The organism is Carbonatibacter coralli (assembly GCF_039592655.1).
Taxonomy (GTDB): domain Bacteria; phylum Pseudomonadota; class Alphaproteobacteria; order Kiloniellales; family Kiloniellaceae; genus Carbonatibacter; species Carbonatibacter coralli.
Genome location: NZ_JBBUTJ010000001.1, coordinates 362422 through 384984, shown reverse-complemented (window position 1 = coordinate 384984; position 22563 = coordinate 362422). Strand labels below are relative to the sequence as shown.

Below are 22563 nucleotides of genomic sequence, written 5' to 3'. Positions count from 1 at the left end.
CAAAAAGCCGGGCAATTGCCCGGCTTTTCTGTTTGGAACTCTGACGGCTACAGTTCCTTTTTCTTTCGTTGCAGGATCTCCCTGAGGGCCCCCAGACACATGACCGATAGGAAGAAGACCAGTTGGGCCACAACAATGGACGGACCCGAAGGGCTGTCCCATTCCAGAGAGGCCCAGAGGCCTGAGAAGACAGACAGGCTGCCGAGAAGGCTGGCACCGATGGCCATCTGCTCAGGTGTTGCGGACAGGCGTCTGCTGGTCGCAGCGGGAATGATAAGCAGGGATGTGATCAGCAGAACACCGACAACCTTCATGGCCAGTGCGATAATCAGAGCGAGAATAACGGTAAAAAGGGTGCGGTAAGCGGCAATGTTGACACCTTCTGCCTGTGCCAGTTCCTCGTTCATGGTCAGGGCCAGAAGAGGGCGCCACATCCTGAGCAGGGCAAGAAAGCCCAGCGCGGAGCCGCCGTAGATCCAGTAGATGTCCTCGGCAGAAACGGCGAGGACATCACCAAAGAGATAGGACATCAGATCAACGCGATAACCGTCCATCAGGCCCAGTGCAACAAGCGAAATCGCCAGGCCGGAGTGGGCGAGGATCCCCAGCAGGGTATCGCTGGCAATCTTGCGCTGGTGCTGAAACCAGGAAACGGTCAGGGCGATGAGCGTTGCTGTTGCAACAATACCCAGCGTGACGTTGACATCCAGCAGGAGGCCGATGGCCACTCCCAGCAGGGCAGAGTGAGCAAGGGTGTCGCCAAAATAGGCCATGCGACGCCAGACGACAAAGCAGCCCAGCGGTCCGGCAATGATGGCCACACCGATGCCTGCGATCAGGGCGCGGAAAAGAAAGTCATCGGGAATGAGAAAGGACATTTCGGGGATTCTGTATCCTAGTGATGGCTGTGATTGTGGCGGTGATGATAGACAGCCAGGCCATCCTGCATCTGTCCGCCAAACAGAGCGCGATATTCCGGATCATCTGAAACCTGTCGCGGGGCACCGGTACAGCAGATATGTTTGTTCAGGCAGACCACCTTGTTGGTGGAGGCCATGACAACATGGAGGTCATGGGAAACCATGAGAACGCCGAAACCATACTCTTCGTGCAGATCTGTGATGAGGTTGTACAGGGCTGTCTGACCGTGGAAGTCGACTCCCTGAACAGGTTCATCCAGTACCATGAGGTCAGGTTTGCGAAGCAGGGCCCGGGCCAGAAGAACACGCTGGAACTCCCCGCCGGACAGGGCCTGAACGGGACGTTGCAGGCAATGAAGGGCACCAACGCGCTCCAGCATCGCCTTGCGGTTTTTCAGCGGGTGACGCTGTGGAACCGAAAGGAAGCGCTCGACCGTCATGGGGAAGCCGGGGTCAATGTTCAGCTTCTGGGGAACATAGCCGATGGACAGCTCGTCCCTGCGCCAGACCTGTCCGCTGTGATTGCGCTGGGTGCCCAGCAGCGTTTTGAGCAGGGTTGACTTCCCTGCTCCGTTGGGGCCGATCAGTGTGATGACCTCGCCCTTGTGCAGCTTGAGGGAAATCCGGTCCAGTGTGAGTTGTCCGTCAAAGCGAACGGAAACATCGTTCATGCTGACCAGAATCTCGCCCAGCATTTCTGTTTCTTCTGTGGGCAGGGAATGATCCATGCCGCATCCGCAGCTGTCCTGTTTTTCTGTCAGGGTCATGAGCGGTCCGCCTTCTGGCAATCCGGGCATATTCCGCGAATCTCGAGAACCTGTTGCTCCTGCGCAAAGCCGATGCCGGCGATTGTGTCAGACAGCTTTTGAAACAGGCGCTGGTCATGGACCTCAGCGGCGTGCTGGCAGGTGCGACAGATCAGAAACAGGCTGGAATGCTCGGTTTCCGGATGTGGACAGCCGACGTAGGCGTTCAGGGACTCAATCCGGTGTATCAACCCCTGTTCCAGAAGGAAGTCCAGAGCTCTGTAGACTGTCGGCGGGGCAACCTTTTCACCATCCTTTGAAAGGGAAGCAAGCAAATCGTAGGCCCCGACAGGTTTGTGGCAGTTCCAGATCAGCTCAAGCACCTGCTGTCTGATCGGAGTCAGGCGCGCGCCGCGAGTCTCGCACAGGCTTCTGGCAGACTTGAGGGCCTCGCTCACGCAGGTCTTGTGATCGTGGGAATGGCCGTCAAAGGAGAGGTGGGTGTTGTTAAAGTCAGTCATGAATTTTTTCTAACAGGGCTTGACAGCGATGTAAATGTTATAACATAACAAAATCTGGTTGGGCAATTGGCCCCTTTCAACTCTTTTGCAGGTTACAACATGTTGGTTTTGAGATCTCTTTCCAAACTCCTAGCAGGAACGGCTGCAGTCTGTGCGCTGTCCGCAGGTGCGGCCTGGGCTGAGGCGCCCAAAGTGGTGAGTTCCATTGCTCCCGTTCATGCTCTCGTTCAGTCGGTTCTGGGGGGGGAGGGAGAAGCTGAGCTTCTGGTGAAGGGCACGGCTTCTCCTCATGGCTTCTCCCTGAAGCCGTCACAGCTGCGCAGTCTGTCTGATGCCAATGTGATCTTCTGGATCGGCCCGGAGCTTGAAGGTTTCATGCCCAAGGTTCTGAAGTCCCAGAATCTGGAGAAGGTCAGTTTTCCCCTGATCAAGGCTGAAGGCATTCATCTGACAACGGTTCGCTCGCTTGAGAAGTGGGAGCGCAAAGCGCACGACCACGACGAAGGAGATCACGGAGATCACGCCGGGCATGACGAGGACCACCACGATGAGCACAAGTCTCACGGGGAACATGCGCACGAGGATGATCATCAGGATCACAAGGATGACCATCACGGTCATGACGGGCACGATGATCACAAGGAAGAGCATCACGCCGAGGCGCATTATGATGAGCACGATGATCATGGCGATCACGGGCATGAGGAAGCCGGACATGAAGAAGGTGAGCACCATGACGAACACGGGCACGAGGGGCATCATCATGCGCCTGGCTCAACCGATCCTCACATCTGGCTGGATCCTTTCAACGCCATTGCAATGGTCAACGCAATCGAGCAGACGCTGGTGCTGATTTCTCCGGAGAACGGAGATGTTTACAAGGCCAACGCAGAAAAACTCCGCAAGGACCTGAAGGCGCTGGACAGCCAGATCAAAGCGGATCTTGCTCCTGTCAAGGACGCGCCTTTCGTCGTGTATCACGATGCCTACCAGTATTTTGAATCGCACTATGGCCTGAATTCAATCGGTGCTGTCACCCTTGATCCGGAAAGAGGTGCCGGGGCAAAGCATCTGGCCGAGTTGCGTCATGAAATCGAGGAAAACAAGGTCAGATGTCTTTTCGTCGAGCCTCAGTTCAAGGGCACTGTTGGTAAAAGACTGGCTGCGGATCTGGATCTGAAAGTTGCATCCATTGATCCTCTGGGAACCAGCGGAGGTGATCTGGTTTCCTACGAGAAACTGCTTGAAAATCTGACAAGCAATCTGGTTGGGTGCCTGGCTCCTTGAAGGCGTGGAACAGGCATTCACAGACGCGCATCATTCAATATTCCGTATGATGCGCATGAGGGGTGGGTTCGGTTTTCCCACCCCTTTTTTTTGCCCGGAGGCTAGAGGCTTTTCAACATGCGGGCTTTCATCGCCTGCAGGGCATCTTTTTCATAGGGCCGGGCGGGTTTCGCACCCCAGACCGGTGCCGGCCAAGCCGGATCATCCTGAAAACGTGCAATGATATGGATGTGGAGCTGTGGCACCATGTTGCCCAGCGCTGCGACATTGATCTTTTCTGCCGAGAACTCTGCCTTGAGGGTCTTTGAGAGCGCACGCACCCTGTGCAGGGTTCTGTCGTAGGCGTCACTTTCAAGATCATCCAGATCCCGGAGGCCTTCCTGCTTCGGAACCAGAATGAGCCAGGGATACTGGCTGTCATTCATCAGCAGAATCAGGTGCTCCTCGGTTTCCTCGACAGGAACTGTGTCGGCTGCCAGTTGGGGGTGCAGGGAAAAGGCCATGGTTCGCATACCGTCAATTAAAAAGGGGACCCGCAGTTTCGCAGGTCCCCTTTAAAAATCAAGCATCCGGGCGATCGGATTTAGTACGGCGCCTCGACATCACCCATTTCAACATAGACAGATTTGGTCTGTGTGAAGTGGCGAACCGCGTCGGTGCCGTTTTCACGGCCAATGCCGGATTTCTTGTAACCACCAAACGGCATTTCAATCGGTGTGATGTTGTAGTTGTTGATCCAGCAGGTGCCGGACTCGAGCCTTGAGATCACGCGGTGTCCCCGTGTGAGGTCCTTTGTGAAGACGCCAGCTGCCAGACCGAATTCTGTGTCGTTGGCACGTGCGATAACCTCGTCCTCATCCCTGAAGCTCAGGACGCACATGACGGCGCCAAAGATTTCTTCCGTGGCGATGCGCATGTCGTCTTTCACATCTGCGAAAACGGCTGGCTCAAGGAAGAAACCCGCCTCGCAACCGGGAACTGTCACGCGGTTGCCACCGCACAGCAGCGTCGCGCCTTCGTCCTTGCCGATCTGGATATATTCGAGAACCTTGTTCATGTGGTTCTCGTGGATCAGGGAGCCAACGTGGGTGTTGATGTCCATCGGATCGCCGATCACCATCTTCCTGGTGCGTTCGACAAGCTTGTCGAGGAAGGCCTGCATGACATCTTCATGGACGAAAACACGTGTTCCGTTGGAGCAGATTTCACCCTGTGTGTAGAAGTTGGCCATCAGGGCTGCTGATACAGCATTGTCCAGATCGCTGTCTTCAAAGATGATCAGTGGAGACTTGCCACCCAGTTCAAGCGTGACGTGCTTGAGTGTTTCTGCAGCAGCACTCATGACTTTCTTGCCTGTCGGTACAGAGCCTGTCAGGGAGATTTTTTCAATACCCTCGTGCTCTGCCAGCATTTTCCCGACCGGACCAAGACCACCAACGACGTTGAAAACGCCGGCAGGCAAGCCGGCTTCCGTGTAGATTTCCGCCAGTTTGAATGCGCTCAGCGGTGTTTCTTCAGAAGCCTTGTAGACCATCGAGTTGCCGCAGGCGAGTGCAGGGGCTGACTTCCAGCATGCGATCTGGATGGGATAGTTCCACGCGCCAATGGCAGCGCAGACACCAAGGGGCTCACGGCGCGTGTAGGCAAAGGTGCCACCGCCCAGATCGATATGTTCCCCGTTCAGTGCGCCTGCAATGCCGGAGTAGTACTCGATACAGTCGGCACCGGAAATCACATCCACACAGTTTGCTTCCTGCAGGGGCTTGCCGGTGTCGAGAACTTCGATCTCAGCAAGCTCGTCATTGCGCTCACGCAGGATATCCTGTGCCTTGCGCAGGATGCGGGAGCGTTCGGCAGAACTCATTTGGGACCAGACAGCAAAGCCTTCTTTGGCAGAGGCGACGGCCTTGTCGACATCGGCCTGGGAGGCGATTTGAACCTCCGCAAGAACCTCGCCGGTTGCGGGGTTGCGGGTCTCAAAGGTCTCGCCGGATGTTGCATCGACGTACTGGCCGCCGATGTAAAGTTTTTGAACAGGGAATTTGCTCATGAGGTTGATCCTTCGGTTCAAGGGGAGGCATGGCCGTCCCGGATGAATTTTCCTGTGTATAATCTTTCTCAGCTGTCTTTGCAGCCAGATTCGATCAGTGTGTCGATATGTTGTTTCATAATACTGCGGGCTTCGGCCGGGGTGATGCCCCCGTCGCTGAGTGCGCATCTCAGCCAGAGTCCTTCAATCAGAGAAGCCAGGCTGATCGCCGCCTGATTGATATGCTGCTCTCCTATAAGGGGTTGCAGGGCACTGCGAAAGTTGCTTTGCATGCGTTGCTCGTTGATGCGGTGCAGGCGTGACAGCTGCGGAGATTGCGGCACCAGAGCCCAGAACGCCAGCCAGACATCGGCGACACCCTTCTTGAACTGGTTGTCGCTGAAGTTCGCATTCACAATGGCCATCAGTCGCTTGTGGGGAGAGTCTGCCTGTGCGAGAAGATCCCGAGTCTCCTGCCCCAGTTCCTGCATCAGGTGTTTCTGGGTCGCAACAAGGAGTCCATCCTTGTCTGTGAAATAGTGTGCAACGATTCCCGTGGACAACCCGGCATGCTTGCTGATCTTTGCAATGGTCGCAGCCGTAAAGCCCACTTCGTGGATGACCGCGATAGTGGCTTCAATTAACTGCTTTTTTCGGATTTCCTCTACGCCAATACGCGGCATTGAAATCTCCCCGGGTTCAATTTTTCATGATTATGACGCCCCGGAAAAACAACGTCCAATTATTTTTTATTGAACGTTCAATTAAAATAAACAATGATAGGCACAGGTCAAAGCGATGAAAGAGTGCGGAAGTCGGTTTTGCGCGGGGATAGCCCTCAGGATATGTCATGCGCCGGAAACCTGATTGAAACAAAACAATAATTGTTGATTTCGGCTCTCTTTTGGAGACTAAACTAACCAGTTCTTAAGTCGTTTTGTTCCATATGGAAGGGCTTGGTCACAAAAGCCCGAAAATTGGGAAGTCATTCACTTTTATGCGGAGGTAGTTTTTTACTATGTCAAAGCTTTCTTATCTGAAATCCGGCCTTGGTGTCAGCGCACTCGCTCTGACTGCAGCACTGACACTTGGCGCACCTGTCCAGGCGGCTGAATCTGCGTCCTGTCAGGATGTGAACTTTGCTGATGTGGGCTGGACTGACATCACAGCAACAACAGCTGCAACATCTGTTGTTCTGGAAGGTCTGGGTTACAACACCGATACACAGGTTCTTTCTGTTCCGGTCACCTATGCATCCCTGAAAAACGGCGATGTGGACATCTTCCTCGGCAACTGGATGCCGACAATGGAAGCGGATATTGCGCCATATCGTGAAGAGGGTTCCGTCGAGACACCGCGTGTCAATCTCGTGGGTGCGAAGTACACGCTTGCTGTCCCGACCTACCTTGCTGAAAAGGGCCTGAAAGACTTTGCCGATATCGCGAAGTTCAAGGACGAGCTGGACGGCAAGATCTACGGGATCGAGCCGGGCAATGACGGCAACCGTCTGATCCAGGGCATGATCGACAGCAACCAGTTCGGTCTGGGCGAGTTCGAAGTTGTTGAATCTTCCGAGCAGGGCATGCTTTCGCAGGTTGCGCGTGCAACCCGTCGTGACAAGGGCGTTGTGTTCCTTGGCTGGGCGCCACACCCGATGAATGCGAACTTTGAGCTGACCTATCTTTCCGGTGGCGATGATGTCTTCGGCCCGAACTTCGGTGGTGCCGAGGTCCGCACAAACATTCGCAAGGGCTATCAGACAGAATGCCCGAACGTTGGCAAGCTGATCGACAATCTGGAATTCACCCTGGCGATGGAAAACGAGATCATGGGTGCCATTCTGGATGATGGAGAAGATGCAGAGGATGCAGCGACAGCATGGCTGAGCGCGAACCCTGCAATCCTCGACAAATGGCTGGCTGGTGTGACCACCTTTGACGGTGGTGACGGTGCTGCCGCTGTCAAGGCTCACCTGGGCCTCTAACAGACTTTTTCAAAGTCTCTTCTGATGTGTTCCCCGGCATCCAAAGGTGCCGGGGGATATCTTGTGTATTTCCAAAAAGAAGCGCAAAAAAGCGTGGCTATTGTCTAAGGGCGACAACAAGGAGTTCGTTATGCTGGGCATTGAAAAGTGGCTTGAGGATAATAAAATCCCCTTGGGCGAATTGGGTGAAACTTTTTTTGATTTTTTGATTGATAACTTTTCCGGTGTCTTTGACGTCCTGACAGAGGTGTTCAGCTTTCTGATCAACACGGTCATCGACGGTCTGCTCTTTATTCCGGCTGTGGTGCTGATCACTGCCATTTCCGGTCTCGGGTATTATCTGCAGCGTTCAAAGGGACTGACGGCCTTTGTCTTCCTTGCCCTCCTTCTGATTGTGAACATGGGGTACTGGGAAGAAACGATTGAAACGCTGGCACTGGTGATTTCCGCGACGGTTGTCTGTGTTCTGATCGGTGTTCCGATCGGCGTTGCGGCAGCGCACCGCCCGTGGCTCTTTACAATCTTGCGCCCGGTTCTGGATCTGATGCAGACGATCCCGACTTTCGTCTATCTGATTCCGATGCTGACCCTTTTTGGTCTGGGTGCGGTTCCCGGACTGGTGGCGACGATCATCTTTGCGATTGCGGCCCCGATCCGTCTGACCCAGCTGGGTATCTCCTCTGTGCCGAAGTCCCTGATTGAAGCAGGGGAATCCTTTGGTGCCACCAAAAGCCAGATCCTGTGGAAAGTCGAGTTGCCACATGCAATGCCGACCATTCGTGCCGGTGTAACGCAGTGTATCATGCTGTCGCTTTCCATGGTGGTGATCGCAGCCCTCGTTGGTGCTGACGGTCTCGGTAAACCTGTTGTCCGTGCTTTGAACCAGCTGAAAATTGATGTGGGTATCGAAGCGGGTCTTTCTATTGTGATTGTGGCTGTGATCCTGGATCGCCTCTGCAAACAGCGTAACGCTCCGGAAGGATTGTAATCATGGCGATGGTTGAGTTTAAAAACGTCGACATCATTTTCGGCAAGAACAGCCAGGCTGCGCTGAATGCTCTGGACCAGGGCAAGAACCGTGAACAAATCCGGGAAGAAACCGGGTGTGTTCTGGGGACAGCGAATGCAAACATCAAGGTTGAGGAAGGCGAAATCTGTGTCCTGATGGGGCTTTCCGGCTCCGGCAAGTCCACCCTGCTTCGCGCCGTGAACGGTCTGAACAAGGTCGTGCGTGGCTCCGTTCTTCTGGAAGATGGTGGCACGCAGGTTGATCTGGCCAGCTGTGACGAGCAGACACTGCGCCGCATGCGGATGGAACGTGTGTCCATGGTGTTCCAGCAATTTGCCCTTCTGCCCTGGCGCACTGTCGAGGAAAACGTCGGCTTTGGTCTGGAAATCAAGGGCATGTCCAAGGAAGAGCGGACGCCGATCGTGGAAGAAAAGCTGAAGCTTGTTGGTCTTTACGAGTGGAAGGACAAGTATGCGCACGAGCTGTCCGGCGGGATGCAGCAGCGCGTCGGTCTGGCGCGGGCCTTCTCGACCGATGCGGATATCCTGCTGATGGATGAGCCGTTTTCTGCACTGGATCCGCTGATTCGTGATCACCTGCAGGATGAGCTGCTCGAGCTTCAGCGCAACCTGAAGAAAACCATTATCTTCGTCTCTCACGATCTGGACGAGGCGCTGAAGATCGGGTCTCACATTGCGATCATGGAAGGCGGTCATATTGTTCAGTATGGCGAGCCGGAAGAGATCGTTCTGAACCCCGCCAATGAATATGTGGCCGAGTTTGTGGCACACATGAACCCGCTGAATGTTCTCCGCTGCGCATCCCTGATGACCACGCAGGACAAACTGAAACGCGATGATGCCGGCAAGGTCCTTCTGGATCGCTTCAATGCCTTCAAGGTTGTTGCAGATGAAAAGGGCGTTCTGAGAGAGGCCACCTACGAAGACAAGATGCCTCTCAAGATCGTTGCCTTTGACGGTGAAACGACCTTTGATGCTTCGGAAGGCGATGTGATCATTGCTGCACCGACGTCCATCACAATGAAGCAGGCCATTGAGCTTCGCGAAAGTACCGGAAACCCTGTTCTGATGGTCGAGGACGGCCATTTCGTCGGGGTGGTTGGTGACGACGAGATCTATCAGGGGATCTTGCGTCAGAGTAACGTTACAGCCTGAGACAGATGAAACTGTGAAAGCCCGCTTGTTCAAGCGGGCTTTTTTTTGTTTCAGGACATGTGGTGAAGGCTCAGGTGCTCAACGACAGAGAGCTCGGACTTCTGGATTTCCGAGAGGATCCAGTCGCGGAAAACCGTGAAGTGTCGTGACGTTGCTCTCCATTCCGGCCATACGAGATAATAGGCCTTGCTGGAGAGGAGGGACTTGTCGAAAACACGCAGCAGGCGCCCTGTTTTCAGATCACCTTCTACAAGGGAGCTGCGCCCCAGGGAGAGGCCGATGCCATCAATGACAGCCTGCATCAGCGCGTTGCCTTCATCGAAGGAAGGCCCGGGTTGCGGGGAGATTTTTCTCAGACCGTTGAGGTCCAGCCATTCTCTCCAGTCCATGGTACCGATGCCATAGAGCAGGGGCAGCCTTTCCAGCTGGCTGGTGTCTTCGAAGGGGCCATGGGTTTCTGCAAAGGAAGGACTGCAAACGGGGAAGACGCGGTCACGGAAGAGTATTTCCTCGTGGCATCCCTTCCAGCCGCCAAGGCCGTAGCGCACGGCAAGGTCCACGCCGTCATCGAAGCTGCTCGGGGTGTTGGATGCACGGATGCGCAGATCAATCTCCGGATTGGCTTCCAGAAAACTGGCCAGTCTGGGGGCGAACCATTTCGTCGCAAAGGAGGTGGGCATGGAAACGGTCAGGCTCTGGCCGAGCTGCTGATCCCGGATGTCTCTGGTGGCCTGCTGTATCATGGAAAAGGCATCGCTCAGGACCAGACTGTAGCGCTTGCCTTCCTCTGTCAGGATCAGGCGTCTTCCCTGTCTGTGGAACAGTCTGAGACCAAGATCCTCCTCGACGGCCTGTATCATGTGGCTGACAGCTCCCTGGGTGACAAACAGCTCCTTCGCTGCTGCAGTAAAGCTGCCCAGACGCGCGGCAGTCTCGAAGGCTTTCAGGCCTTTGAGAGAGGGCAGGCGGATATGGCTGTTGTTCATGATAGACCCGATCTTTTCCTGAGATGGTCTCATAGTATGACAGATAATTCCTCTGATCTGCTGAATTTTATTCTGCTTTTGCATGAAAAAAGCTAATGATTGATCCCACGCAAAAAAAAGGGCGGCTGAGAGAGCCACCCTTTTGAAACGCTGCGGTATCCTGTGTGTGTCAGAGACCAAAGGCCTTGTTCATCACAGCACTGAAGCCCTTGAGGCTCAAGGGCAGTTGCTGGGTCTGGCCGTTTCTCGCCTTGAAACCGATCACACCGTTGTTCTGGCTTTTCATGTTGGCCAGCAGTTCCTGATCCAGGGTGAAGTTGGCAACACACTGGCCTCTGGCACAGATGTCAAAGGCAAGCTTGCGGGACAGATCGTTTTCCAGTGCAATCACAACGCCCGGTTTCAGCAGAATGCCGTCAACCAGTGTCACGCGCCCCTGGACTTCCCTTGTGCCATCCGCCTTGGTGATAGCGCCAAAGGCCAGCTCCATGAGAGGCTGCTGGGTTTCTGTCACAAAGACACGGAACGCTGCAAAGCAGTCGGTTGTATTGTTGGCGTTTGGACAGATGTAGTTCCAGTCGTCGATACGCTCGATCAGGGGTTCGCCCTGTGTGGCTTCCTGTGCAGAGGACAGCCCGGTTGCAGACATGGCAAAAGCAAACGCCAGAAAACCGGTTTTGAGCAGATTTTTGATTTTTTTCATGGGGCAGGACCCTTGTATGGCAAACAAATGAATTAAGCCCTTAAAAAACAGGAAAAGGCACAGTTGCAACAGACACTAAGCCATGGACCTTTGTCTGGCAAGCTCACCAGTGCGGCTGCTTCCTTTCTCCACCGGAATTGTGTTCTTTCAATGATCCTGTGCAAGCAGGTCTTTCAAAGAGAATCGAAAGACAACAGGGGCCATCGGATGCAAGTTCAATGGTCTTGCTGGACAGGGCTGATACAGCAGGTTAAAACCAGAAAAACTCTTGTAGCCATGGGCCCGGGCGAAACGGATTGTGCTGTTTCCGACCGTGGTCTGGATCAACTCTGCCTCTCTGGGATGGATCAGATTAATGATTACCGGTAACGATATTCGTCGGGAATTTCTCCAGTATTTCGCCAAAAATGGTCACGAGGTTGTGGACTCTTCTCCGCTGGTGCCTCGCAATGACCCGACCCTGATGTTTACAAACGCAGGTATGGTTCAGTTCAAGAACCTCTTTACCGGTAATGAAACACGCGACTACACACGTGCCGCGACATCCCAGAAATGTGTGCGTGCCGGTGGCAAGCACAATGACCTGGAAAATGTCGGATACACCGCGCGTCACCACACTTTCTTTGAAATGATGGGGAACTTTTCCTTTGGTGACTATTTCAAGGATCAGGCGATTGAACTGGCCTGGAACCTGATCACAAAGGAATACGGGATTGACGAGAAACGCCTGCTTGTGACGGTCTATTCCGAAGACGAGGAGGCTGCAGGTCTTTGGCGCAGGATTGCCGGTTTGAGTGATGATCGTATCATCCGTATCTCCACATCGGACAACTTCTGGTCCATGGGACCGACAGGCCCCTGTGGTCCCTGTTCGGAAATTTTCTACGATCACGGTGATCACATCTGGGGTGGCCCTCCCGGTTCTCCTGAGGAAGACGGGGACCGCTTTGTCGAGATATGGAACCTTGTCTTCATGCAGTTCGAGCAGCTTGACGAGCAGACACGGATCAACCTGCCAAAGCCGTCCATTGATACCGGAATGGGGCTGGAGCGGATCACAGCTGTGATGCAGGGCAAGCACGACAACTATGATATTGATTTGCTGCGCACGATCATCGAGGCTTCTGCCGATGTGACAAGCACTGATCCCGATGGTGATCTGGCCGTGTCGCACCGCGTGATTGCCGATCACCTGCGATCTTCCGCTTTCCTGATTGCGGATGGGGTGCTGCCCTCCAACGAGGGGCGTGGTTATGTCCTCCGCCGTATCATGCGCCGTGCCATGCGCCATGTTCACAAGCTGGGAACAAAGGACCCGGCCCTGTTCAAGCTGGTGCCGACACTGACAAGCATGATGGGGGCTGCCTTCCCTGAACTGACGCGTGCCGAGGCTCTGATCACAGAGACCCTGAAGCTGGAAGAAAAACGCTTTGGCCAGACACTGGATCGCGGCATGCGCCTGCTGGAGGAAGAGACTTCCAGGCTGTCCGAACAGGGCACTCTCAACGGTGAAGTGGCTTTCAAGCTTTATGACACCTATGGCTTCCCGCTTGATCTGACACAGGATGTCCTGCGCGGTCAGGGTCGGACTGTTGATACAGATGGCTTCAATTCAGCGATGCAGCGCCAGAAGGAAGCAGCCCGCGCCGCCTGGAGCGGTTCCGGCGATACCGCGACCGAGCAGGTCTGGTTCGGTTTGCAGGACCGTCTGGGTGCAACGGAGTTCCTCGGCTATGACACCGAGACAGCAGAGGGCCAGGTTCTGGCGATCCTCAAGGATGGCAACGAGGTTCAGGAAGCGGCTGCGGGTGACGAGGTTGCCGTTGTTGTCAACCAGACGCCTTTCTACGGAGAGTCCGGCGGTCAGCAGGGTGATCGTGGTATCATGTTCTCTGCAGAGGGAACCGAGCTTGCTGTGGCCGATACACAGAAGAAGCTGGGTGCGCTTTTCGTACATTCCGGTACTGTGAACAAGGGGACCCTGAAAGTGGGGCAGGCGCTTGAGATGCGTGTGAACACCGAGCGCCGTGGTGCTCTTCGTGCGCACCACTCTGCAACCCACCTTCTGCATGAAGCGCTGCGTCGCCGTCTGGGCACGCATGTGACCCAGAAAGGCTCGCTGGTTGCCCAGGAGCGTCTGCGTTTTGATATCTCCCAGCCAACCCCCCTCAGTGCCGAGGATGTTGCGGTTGTCGAGGCCGAGGTGAACGAACGCATCCGTGCGAATGATGAAGTGATCACACGCCTGATGACGCCGGATGAGGCCATTGCCGAGGGTGCGATGGCACTCTTTGGTGAAAAGTATGGGGAGGAAGTGCGCGTTGTCTCCATGGGCGGCAAGGATCTGGAAACAGGGAGCGGCTATTACTCGACCGAACTGTGTGGTGGAACGCATGTCCGTCGCACGGGTGACATCGGCTTCTTCAAGGTTGTCTCCGAAGCGGCACTTGCCTCCGGTGTTCGCCGTGTTGAAGCTGTCACCGGTCAGGCCGCGCTTGCTTATGTCAGCGAACAGTCCGGTCAGCTGGCAGCGGCTGCAAATGCCGCGAAGACATCGCCCGCAGAGCTGGAAAGCCGTGTTGCCGCTCTGGTTGAGGAGCGCAAGCGTCTGGAGAAGGAACTGGCGGATGCACGCCGCAAACTTGCCGCTTCCGGTGGTGCAGGAGCGTCATCCGAGCCAGCTGTCAAGGATATCAGCGGTGTGCCGCTGGCTGCCCGGGTGCTGTCCGGTGTCCTGCCAAAGGACCTCAAGCCGACGGCTGACGAGATGAAAAAGCAGCTCGGTTCGGCTGTGATCGTGCTGATCGCCGATACAGACGGCAAGGCATCGATCGTTGTTGCTGTAACAGAGGATCTCAAGGAGCGTTTCTCTGCGGTTGATCTGGTGCGTGCCGGTTCTGCTGCTCTGGGTGGAAAGGGTGGCGGAGGGCGTCCTGACATGGCCCAGGCCGGTGGTCCTGATGCCTCGAAGGCGAATGATGCCATCGCAGCGATTGAAGCCTTGTTGCAGGGCTGAGAAAACAAAGACTGACAAAATAAAACGGGGCCTGAACTGACAGGCCCCGTTTTTTGTCTGGCTGGTTGCAGCGTTGGTTTACCGGGCTGCGCGGACATCCGAAACGATGTGAAGATCGCGTTGCGGATAGGGAATGTTGATGCCCGCCTTGTCCAGGGCTTCCTTGACGGCGCGGGTGTTGTCGCTCAGGCAGGGGAAGTAGTCGGACGATTTTGTCCAGTAGCGAATGTTCAGATCGACAGAGCTTTCTCCAAGCGCCGCATTGAGTACGACAGGCTCCGGATCTGTGAAGATACGCTCATCCGCCTTGATCACGGCCATGATGGCATCGTGCGCTTTGCCAATGTCATCCCCGTAGCCAATGCCGACAACCAGATCGGTCCGGCGGGTTGTGTTGCGGCTGTAGTTGGTCACGACGGCAGACCACAGACGGGAGTTCGGAACCGAGAGATACAGACCGTCGATGGTTTCCATTTCGGAGACAAAGAGGCCGATTTCCTTGATCGTGCCGGCAACACCATCTGCATCAACATATTCGCCAACCTTCATCGGGCGCAGGATGAGCAGCATGACGCCTGCAGCAACGTTCTGCAGCGTGCCCTGCAAGGCCAGACCAATGGCCAGACCGGCAGCACCGAGAACGGCGATAATGCTGGCGGTCTCAACCCCGAACTGTCCGAGAACAGCCACCAGCACAAAGGCCAGAATGGTGTAGCGGACGATAGAGACCAGAAGAGGCCTGAGGGTGTCGTCGATCTTGCCGGAGCGCATCAGCAGGGAGCGGACGCGCCCTGCGATAAAGCCGGCAATCATGAAACCGATGATGAGGATGACAAGTGCAGTGACAATATCCACTGCAAAACCGAACGAAGTTTCCACGAACTGTTCACCCAACAGTTCTTTTACAAATTCAGGCGTGTGATCAGCCATTGTAATCTGTCCCTTTGTTTCTCTGTTCCTGTACGCCAGCTTTGCACACAGGGAAGCGTTTGATCCGGCGATTATAAGTCAACGGGTTCAAAAAGAATAAAGTTTTATTCAATGGCTGCCATGCGCACTGTGCAAAAAAAGAGGCAACCCTGCGGGGTTGCCTCTCCGGTTCGGTGCTGATCGTTTTGATCAGATGTCTGCAAGAACCCTGACGCTGTTCATGTGATCCGGCTCGTCAACAACGCCGCTGCCGGGAAGACCGCGCTTGATGCCGTCAACAAGGTCCATGCCCTCGACAACCTGTCCCCAGACAGTGTACTGGCCGTTCAGGTGCGGCGCAGGGGCAAACATGATAAAGAACTGGCTGTCGCCGGAGTTCGGGTTCTGGGCGCGTGCCATACCGACAGTGCCGCGTTCAAAGGACTGGTCGGTGAACTCGGCAATCAGTTTCTTGCCGCTTCCGCCTGTACCTGTGCCTGTCGGATCACCGGTCTGTGCCATGAAGCCTTCGATAACACGGTGGAAAACAATGCCGTCATAGAAGCCTTCGCGGGCCAGTTCCTTGATGCGGGCGACGTGCATTGGTGCCAGTTGGGGGAACATCTCGATGGTGATGCGTCCCGCGTTCATGTCGATAACCAGAGTGTTTTCCGGATCGAGAGTGTGATCTGTCATGGTTTTACCCTTGTTCGGAAGCTTGTTGTAATCCGGCTGCACGTTAGCGTCATAATTCAGGTGCAGCAAGGCATGATTCCTCAGACCGGAAAAAGAGAAAGGCGGGATCACAGATCGCGATCCCGCCTTTGCTCCGGACTTTTCAGGGATTACTGAATGTCTGCAAGCACCCTGACAGAAAGCATCCTGTCCGGATCGGAAACGGCACCGTTCTGTGCACGACTTCCACGCTTGATGGTGTCGACCTTGTCCATGCCTTCAACAACCCTGCCCCAGACAGTGTACTGGCCATCCAGGCTGGCTGCCCTGTCGAACATGATGAAGAACTGGCTGTCACCGGAGTTCGGGTTTTGCGAGCGCGCCATGCCGACGATGCCGCGTGCAAAGGGCTCTCTGGAGAACTCGGCAGCAAGATTTTTGCCGGACCCCCCACGACCGGTTCCGGTCGGGTCACCTGTCTGGGCCATAAAGCCGTCGATAACCCGATGGAAAACGATGCCGTCATAGAAGCCCTCGCGCGCCAGTTCCTTGATGCGGGCGACATGATTGGGAGCCAGATCGGGAAGCATTTCAATGACCACACGGCCGTTTTTCAGCTCGATGACCAGTGCATTTTCCGGGTCCAGAGCTGCTGCCGGTGTCGACAGCAGACCGAGTGTCGTAACGAGTGCTGCCACAAAAGGCACAAGTCTCTTGAAGAGTGATTGCATGGGATTTCCCTGTAAGACAAAAAGGTGATCAGGCCATGGCCTTCTGGAGGTTTTCATCCAGTGCATCCATGAACTGATCCGTTGTGAGCCACGCCTGATCCGGGCCGATGAGCAGGGCCAGATCCTTGGTCATCTGGCCGTTTTCAACAGTTTCGATACAGACGCGTTCAAGCGTTTCGGCAAACTCCACAACTTCCGGAGTTTCATCAAAGTTGCCGCGGAACTTCAGACCGCGTGTCCAGGCAAAGATGGACGCGATCGGGTTTGTGGAGGTGTCCTTGCCCTGCTGGTGCATGCGGTAGTGACGCGTCACCGTGCCGTGTGCCGCTTCTGCCTCGACAGTTTTCCCGTCCGGGGTCATCAGGACAGAGGTCATCAGGCCGAGGGAGCCAAAGCCCTGTGCTACGGTGTCGGACTGAACGTCGCCATCGTAGTTTTTACAGGCCCAGACAAAGCCGCCGTTCCATTTCAGGGCGGCTGCGACCATGTCGTCGATCAGGCGGTGTTCGTAGATGATGCCCTTGGCTGCAAACTTGTCCTTGAACTCTGCATCGAAAACTTCCTGGAAGAGATCCTTGAAGCGGCCGTCATAGGCCTTGAGGATGGTGTTCTTGGTGGAGAGGTAAACAGGCCAGCCAAGATCCAGGCCGTAGTTGAAGCAGGCGCGTGCAAAACCGCGGATGGAATCATCCAGGTTGTACATGCCCATTGCGACACCTGCCTCCTGGAAGTCGTAGACCTCGTGAGTGATCGGCTCGCCGCCATCAGCAGGGGAGAAGGTCAGTGTCAGCTTGCCTGCGCCGGGAACCTTGAAGTCTGTCGCACGGTACTGATCACCAAAGGCGTGACGGCCGATAACAATCGGTTGTGTCCAGCCCGGAACCAGGCGTGGAACGTTCTGCATGATGATCGGCTGACGGAAAACGGTGCCACCCAGAATGTTGCGGATTGTGCCGTTGGGAGAACGCCACATTTTCTTGAGGCTGAATTCCTCGACGCGCGCTTCGTCAGGGGTGATGGTCGCACACTTGACGCCGACACCGTGTTCCTTGATGGCGTTGGCGGCATCAATGGTGATCTGGTCGTCTGTTTCATCGCGTTTTTCAACGGAGAGATCGTAGTATTTCAGATCGACATCCAGATAGGGATGGATCAGCTTGTCCTTGATTCTTTGCCAGATGATCCGTGTCATCTCATCGCCGTCAAGCTCAACAATCGGATTTTTGACTTTGATTTTAGCCATTTATCGGTTCTCCCGTCTTTTGCTGTTGTGCAGACAACCCATTGGAAATCTGCTGTTCATGTCTGATTTATCATTCAATCCTGATCTGTTTTATGACTGCACAAACAGATCGTCAGGTTAAACCCTCCCGCAAGATATCAGGATCGCGGGAGGGTGCAAGTCCGTAGCTCAAAGACTTTGGCGTTCAGAAGCGCGCTGTGTTGGCAGCGACCTGCGGGACCGGTGCCAGTTCAAGCAGTTCCATCACGTGATCAAAATCCTGTGCGATGTGGAAAATCTCGTTCGGGGAGCGGCGAATAAACCCGGTTTTCCCCATGTGATTGAGGCAGGAAATCATCGGGGTCCAGTACTCGTTCTGGTTCAGCAGGATGACAGGCTTGTCATGCATGCCCAGTTGTTTCCAGGTGACGATTTCAAAAAACTCATCCAGGGTTCCAAGGCCTCCCGGCAGGATGCAAAAGGCATCTGCCCTTTTGAACATCTCCATCTTGCGGGTGTGCATTGAATCAACCTGGACAAGCTCGTCGATGCCGGTGTGGGCCAGTTCCTTGTCGACGAGATAGTCGGGGATGATACCGGTGACATGGCCTTTGCCGGAGAGCGCGCCGTCGGCGATGCGTCCCATGGAGCCGGCGCGTCCACCGCCGTAAACCAGTGCAATGGAGTTCCGGGCCAGTTGTGCGCCGAATGAGTAGGCTTGATCCAGAAAAAGGGGATCAACAGAGTCAGTTGCGCCACAGTAGACGCACAGTGCGTTAATTTCGGTCATTTTTATTATTTTTACCTGTTTTTCTTGTTATCAGTCTGTCTTTTTAACACAAAGGAACAGGGCTTTGTCAGGGCTTTTTGCGAAAGTTTTTCCTAAAGCTTTGTATTTGCAGCATCTGCACGGAAGAAAACGTTTTTGTGTACTGTTCAGCGCAGTGAGGAAATGGTAGGTATTAAGTTCGAAAAACGTTGTGTTCTTTCTGATTTTAAAGGGATCTGCCCGCTTTGCTTCGCCTGATCTTTGCCATACTTGTTATTCTTGTGGTTGCTGTTGGTGGATGGCTCCTTGTCTGGCAGGGTGGCGACAGTGGCGAAGATCGGCAAAGTGTTTCCCGGGACAGCTCCGGCAATGAAACAGCCAGCCGTGTGTCACCGTCTTCGCGCTTTGGGGCATCCGGTGAAAGTTCTGAAGATGATATTGCGCCTGCAGAGGAAAGCTCAGATTCTTCCGGTAACGGGAGCGGGGAGCCGCAGATTGACAGCCCGGAAAAGTCCGGGGCTGTGACTTCGGCAGAGCCGGGCGTGGAGGCTGAAGTCGTCAGCCAGTCCGTAGAACCGGTGACGGAGGATGACGGTCTGCCGGCTTTTGATGTCGTGCGCGTCGATCGGACCGGTGAGGTTGTCATCGCCGGGCGGACGCGTCCCGGTGAACTGGTCCGGATTATTGATGGTGACAGGATCATCGGCGAAATTGAAGCGGATGCAAACGGGCAATGGGTTTTTGTGCTGGAGGGGAGACTTGAACCCGGAACACATGAGCTGACTCTGAAAAGCCTCTCGGCTGATGGCAGGGAGGATCTTTCCGATCAGGTTGCCATCGTTGAGGTGCCCGAGCGGGAGACGGAGCAGGAGGTCCTGACGGTTCTGGTGCCGCAGCAACAGGATGGCACACCCAGCCGTGTTGTTCAGAAGCCCGGTGCGGAACCTGAAGTGATCGGTGAAGGCGAGAGTGGTGAAGGTGTCAGCAGCGGTGATCTGGCTGTTGATACGGTCGATTATGACGAAGAGGGCAAGGCTGTCATCGCCGGCAAGGCAAAGTCCGGTGACAAGGTGATTGCCTATCTCGACAACGAGTTCATTGGCGAAGGAGATGTCGGGCCTGACGGGCGCTGGGCGATCAAGCCACAGAAGGAGATTGAGGAAGGCCTCCATCAGCTCCGTGTTGATCAGGTTGAAGGTCAGGACAGGGTTGTTGAGCGTGTCGAGTTGCCATTCTCCCGTTCACCTTCCATCGAAGTCAGTGAGAACGAACGCGTTGTAAAGGTTCAGCCCGGAAACAGTCTGTGGCGTATTTCCCGGCGCATTTACGGAGAGGGTGGACAGTACACCGTTATCTATCAGCGCAATCAGGGGCAGATCAGGGATCCGGATCTGATCTATCCGGGGCAGATTTTTGTTGTTCCAAAGCAGACCGGAAATACGCAATAAAATTATATCTTCCCGTTTGAAAAGGCGCGGTCGGCATTGCGACAGCATAAAATGACTGTCCTGTGACGCTTGTCCTTTAAGTTTCTGTCACTTTTCCTTACATTACTGATACGAATGCTATATTGAGTTGCACCAACTGCGACCTATCTGCGTCAGGTCATGTTCTTTGACCGGTTTCCTGTTCTTTTGTCTGACAGGGAATTCATGAGACCTCTAAAGGAGACAACAGTGCTCAAGCACGTTCTGGTTCCAATCAACAAGGCTGGCTGGCCTTTCATTGTCGGAGCTCTGGCTCTTTCTGTTTTTGCTGCCCTGCTGTGGAAGCCCCTGGTCATTCCCGGCCTGCTTGTTGCTGCTTTCTGTACCTATTTCTTCCGTGACCCTGTGCGCCAGACACCTGTGCGCAAGGGACTGGTTGTCAGCCCTGCCGATGGAGTGGTTTCCGCAATTGAAACCGCGGTGCCACCCGCTGAACTGGAAATGGGAAGCGAGCCAAGAACACGGATTTCCATCTTTCTGAGTGTTTTTGATGTTCATGTGAACCGTGTTCCAACAGATGGCCGTATCACCGAAACTGTTTACCACCACGGCAAGTTTCTGAACGCTGCACTGGACAAGGCCTCTGAAGAAAACGAGCGCATGTCCGTGAAGATGGAAACCGAGGATGGCAAGGAAGTCGCCTTTGTCCAGATCGCGGGCCTGATTGCGCGCCGTATTCTGAACTGGCTGCATATTGGCCAGAATGTCAGGGCCGGTGAGCGCTTTGGCCTGATCCGTTTCGGAAGCCGTACCGATGTGTATCTGCCGAAGGGAACAGAGCCTTTCGTCGCTGTCGGCCAACGCATGATCGGTGGTGAGACCGTCATTGCCGATCTGAATTCCGATGAAGACCAGCGCAACGCCGAGGCGCGCTGATCATGAGACGACGTGCCCGTAAAAAACGCCTTCGCGGTTTGTCCATTGCCCGTCTGGTTCCCAACAGTCTGACCCTGCTGGGTTTGTGTGCGGGCCTGTCGTCCATTCGTGCCGCGCTGGAGCAAAACTGGGAACTGGCTGTTCTTGGTATTGTCGTGGCAATGGTGACCGATGGTCTTGATGGTCCGGCGGCCCGTCTTCTGAAAGCCCAGAGTGAATTCGGGGCCCAGCTGGACTCTCTTGCCGATTTCGTGAACTTTGGTGTGGCTCCGGCGCTGGTGGTCTATCTCTGGGCTCTGCCGGATGCCGGTGGTTTTGCCTGGGCTCTGGCAATTCTCTTTGCCATTTGCTGCGCCATGCGTCTGGCACGTTTCAACACGGGGCTGATTGACGAGAATCCTCCGGTCTGGGCCACGAAGTTTTTCGTGGGCGTGCCGGCCCCCGGTGGTGCCGGTCTGATGCTTGTGCCCATGGTGCTGAGCTTTGAAATGGGCGATGCCTTCTGGCGCAACGAGATCCTGAACGGTGCTCTGTTCGTTGCAGTTGGAGCCCTGTTTGTCTGTACCCTGCCAACCTTTTCCTCCAAGCGCATCCACATCCCCCGCAAATTTGTCGGACTGGTGATGGTTGCCATCGCAGCCTACGGGGCTTTCCTGTTGTCCACACCCTGGATTGCCCTTGCTCTTGCAGGGATCGGTTACGGTGTCAGCATCATTCTGGCCCAGTTCTCTTTCCGGACCATGATCCGCAAGATGGAAGCACAGAAAGAACGGCAGAAAGCCCGTTCACAGCCAGACGGGTCTGTTGATGACGACCCCGAAGACAATTCCTAGGTTTGTCTGTCCGGATCAGGGGAGGGTGAGTTTTGTTTGACGCCTCTTTGCGCAGGATTATTGATCCTCCCCTCAACAGGCTTGGCAGCAGACTGGCCCGGATGGGCGTGACACCCAATCAGATCACCTGGACCGGTTTTGTCATCGGGATGCTGAGCATTCCCCTTCTGGCATACCAGCTGCAATGGCTGGCCTTTGTCTGCATTCTGCTCAATCGCTGTTTTGACGGGCTCGACGGTGCCGTTGCGCGTGCTGTGAAACCGGATGGAGGCAGCTACCAGACAGACCTTGGGGGCTATCTGGATATCACGCTGGATTTCCTGTTCTATTCAGGAGCCGTCTTCGGGTTGATACTCTATGCTCCGGAAGCCAATGCTCTGGCTGGAGCCTTTCTGATCTACGCCTTTATCGGGACAGGATGCTCCTTTCTGGCCTTTGCAATCCTGGCTGCAAAACGCGGGATTTCAACGGAGATCAGAGGCAAGAAGAGCATCTATTACCTCGGGGGATTAACCGAGGGCGCCGAAACAATTGCGTTCCTGCTGCTGGCCTGTGCCCTGCCTCAGTACTTTGCTGTCATGGCCTGGATTTTCGGAACACTGTGCTGGATGACGACCGCCTTTCGTATCCATGCTGCCTTTGATGCCTTCAGGGATTAGGCAGGCGATCCTTCCCAAAAAGTAAA

Annotated in this window: 22 protein-coding genes; 9 read left to right on the top strand and 13 right to left on the bottom strand. The window is 54.9% G+C overall.

The annotated features are described in order from the left end of the window. Positions 1-47 precede the first annotated feature (47 nt). From AAAH10_RS01645 to AAAH10_RS01635, 3 genes are read right to left on the bottom strand one after another with little or no spacing between them, the layout of a single operon-like run. Positions 48-878: an iron chelate uptake ABC transporter family permease subunit gene (locus tag AAAH10_RS01645; RefSeq protein WP_343559905.1), complete on the bottom strand. Its 831-nt coding sequence runs from the start codon at positions 876-878 to the stop codon at positions 48-50. Positions 879-895: 17 nt separating this feature from the next. Beyond that, positions 896-1687, bottom strand: a complete 792-nt coding sequence (locus AAAH10_RS01640) for a metal ABC transporter ATP-binding protein (protein ID WP_343559903.1) — start codon at positions 1685-1687, stop codon at positions 896-898. Beyond that, positions 1684-2187, bottom strand: coding sequence for a Fur family transcriptional regulator (locus AAAH10_RS01635; protein ID WP_343559902.1), 504 nt, complete (start codon positions 2185-2187; stop codon positions 1684-1686). Before AAAH10_RS01635 ends, AAAH10_RS01640 begins: the two co-directional genes overlap by 4 nt. Positions 2188-2286: 99 nt before the next feature. Here AAAH10_RS01635 and AAAH10_RS01630 point away from each other — a divergent pair, with 99 nt between their 5' ends. Next, the gene (locus AAAH10_RS01630; RefSeq protein WP_343559895.1) at positions 2287-3474 is read left to right on the top strand and encodes a zinc ABC transporter substrate-binding protein; all 1188 of its coding nucleotides are present in this window, start codon (positions 2287-2289) and stop codon (positions 3472-3474) included. 101 nt (positions 3475-3575) lie between these two features. Here AAAH10_RS01630 and AAAH10_RS01625 read toward each other — a convergent pair whose 3' ends face one another. The 3 genes from AAAH10_RS01625 to betI all read right to left on the bottom strand — a co-directional run bounded on the left by AAAH10_RS01625 (position 3576) and on the right by betI (position 6186). Further along, on the bottom strand, positions 3576-3977 hold the full coding sequence (locus AAAH10_RS01625; RefSeq protein WP_343559893.1) for an HIT domain-containing protein: 402 nt from the start codon (positions 3975-3977) through the stop codon (positions 3576-3578). An 80-nt stretch (positions 3978-4057) separates the two neighbouring features. Continuing rightward, positions 4058-5524: a betaine-aldehyde dehydrogenase gene (gene betB, locus AAAH10_RS01620; RefSeq protein ID WP_343559891.1), complete on the bottom strand. Its 1467-nt coding sequence runs from the start codon at positions 5522-5524 to the stop codon at positions 4058-4060. A 68-nt stretch (positions 5525-5592) separates the two neighbouring features. Beyond that, positions 5593-6186, bottom strand: a complete 594-nt coding sequence (gene betI / locus AAAH10_RS01615; RefSeq protein ID WP_343559889.1) for a choline-binding transcriptional repressor BetI — start codon at positions 6184-6186, stop codon at positions 5593-5595. Positions 6187-6521: 335 nt separating this feature from the next. On the opposite strand from betI, the gene AAAH10_RS01610 reads away from it, so the two are divergent. From AAAH10_RS01610 to choV, 3 genes are all read left to right on the top strand, one after another. Beyond that, on the top strand, positions 6522-7487 hold the full coding sequence (locus tag AAAH10_RS01610; RefSeq protein WP_343559887.1) for a choline ABC transporter substrate-binding protein: 966 nt from the start codon (positions 6522-6524) through the stop codon (positions 7485-7487). A gap of 130 nt (positions 7488-7617) precedes the next feature. Then, the gene (choW, locus tag AAAH10_RS01605) at positions 7618-8475 is read left to right on the top strand and encodes a choline ABC transporter permease subunit (RefSeq protein WP_343559885.1); all 858 of its coding nucleotides are present in this window, start codon (positions 7618-7620) and stop codon (positions 8473-8475) included. Positions 8476-8477: 2 nt separating this feature from the next. Continuing rightward, positions 8478-9671 (top strand): choline ABC transporter ATP-binding protein, encoded by a 1194-nt coding sequence (gene choV, locus AAAH10_RS01600; protein ID WP_343559883.1) that lies wholly within the window; start codon positions 8478-8480, stop codon positions 9669-9671. Positions 9672-9721: 50 nt separating this feature from the next. Here choV and gcvA read toward each other — a convergent pair whose 3' ends face one another. Then, positions 9722-10690, bottom strand: a complete 969-nt coding sequence (gene gcvA, locus AAAH10_RS01595) for a transcriptional regulator GcvA (RefSeq protein WP_343559881.1) — start codon at positions 10688-10690, stop codon at positions 9722-9724. A gap of 136 nt (positions 10691-10826) precedes the next feature. Further along, a complete protein-coding gene (locus tag AAAH10_RS01590; RefSeq protein WP_343559880.1) occupies positions 10827-11360 on the bottom strand; it encodes an invasion associated locus B family protein in 534 nt (177 codons plus the stop codon). A 355-nt stretch (positions 11361-11715) separates the two neighbouring features. On the opposite strand from AAAH10_RS01590, the gene alaS reads away from it, so the two are divergent. Next, positions 11716-14376 carry an alanine--tRNA ligase gene (alaS, locus tag AAAH10_RS01585; RefSeq protein WP_343561315.1) on the top strand — a complete coding sequence of 887 codons (2661 nt, stop codon included), beginning with the start codon at positions 11716-11718 and terminating at the stop codon, positions 14374-14376. A 78-nt stretch (positions 14377-14454) separates the two neighbouring features. On the opposite strand, the gene AAAH10_RS01580 is transcribed toward alaS, so the two are convergent. The 5 genes from AAAH10_RS01580 to AAAH10_RS01560 form a co-directional block, all read right to left on the bottom strand. Next, positions 14455-15306 carry a mechanosensitive ion channel family protein gene (locus AAAH10_RS01580; protein ID WP_343559879.1) on the bottom strand — a complete coding sequence of 284 codons (852 nt, stop codon included), beginning with the start codon at positions 15304-15306 and terminating at the stop codon, positions 14455-14457. 189 nt (positions 15307-15495) lie between these two features. Further along, positions 15496-15981 carry a peptidylprolyl isomerase gene (locus AAAH10_RS01575; protein WP_343561313.1) on the bottom strand — a complete coding sequence of 162 codons (486 nt, stop codon included), beginning with the start codon at positions 15979-15981 and terminating at the stop codon, positions 15496-15498. A 149-nt stretch (positions 15982-16130) separates the two neighbouring features. Then, complete coding sequence (locus tag AAAH10_RS01570) at positions 16131-16691, bottom strand: peptidylprolyl isomerase (protein WP_343559878.1); 561 nt, start codon at positions 16689-16691, stop codon at positions 16131-16133. Between the two features lie 28 nt (positions 16692-16719). Then, the gene (locus AAAH10_RS01565) at positions 16720-17934 is read right to left on the bottom strand and encodes an NADP-dependent isocitrate dehydrogenase (protein WP_343559876.1); all 1215 of its coding nucleotides are present in this window, start codon (positions 17932-17934) and stop codon (positions 16720-16722) included. A gap of 184 nt (positions 17935-18118) precedes the next feature. After that, complete coding sequence (locus tag AAAH10_RS01560; RefSeq protein ID WP_343559874.1) at positions 18119-18703, bottom strand: LOG family protein; 585 nt, start codon at positions 18701-18703, stop codon at positions 18119-18121. Positions 18704-18927: 224 nt separating this feature from the next. On the opposite strand from AAAH10_RS01560, the gene AAAH10_RS01555 reads away from it, so the two are divergent. The 4 genes from AAAH10_RS01555 (at position 18928) to AAAH10_RS01540 (ending at position 22537) form a co-directional block, all read left to right on the top strand. After that, positions 18928-20130 carry a LysM peptidoglycan-binding domain-containing protein gene (locus AAAH10_RS01555; RefSeq protein WP_343559872.1) on the top strand — a complete coding sequence of 401 codons (1203 nt, stop codon included), beginning with the start codon at positions 18928-18930 and terminating at the stop codon, positions 20128-20130. 204 nt (positions 20131-20334) lie between these two features. After that, positions 20335-21045, top strand: coding sequence for a phosphatidylserine decarboxylase (locus AAAH10_RS01550; protein ID WP_343559870.1), 711 nt, complete (start codon positions 20335-20337; stop codon positions 21043-21045). 2 nt (positions 21046-21047) lie between these two features. After that, on the top strand, positions 21048-21878 hold the full coding sequence (locus AAAH10_RS01545; RefSeq protein ID WP_343559868.1) for a CDP-alcohol phosphatidyltransferase family protein: 831 nt from the start codon (positions 21048-21050) through the stop codon (positions 21876-21878). 32 nt (positions 21879-21910) lie between these two features. Beyond that, on the top strand, positions 21911-22537 hold the full coding sequence (locus tag AAAH10_RS01540; protein WP_343559867.1) for a CDP-alcohol phosphatidyltransferase family protein: 627 nt from the start codon (positions 21911-21913) through the stop codon (positions 22535-22537). Positions 22538-22563 lie beyond the last annotated feature (26 nt).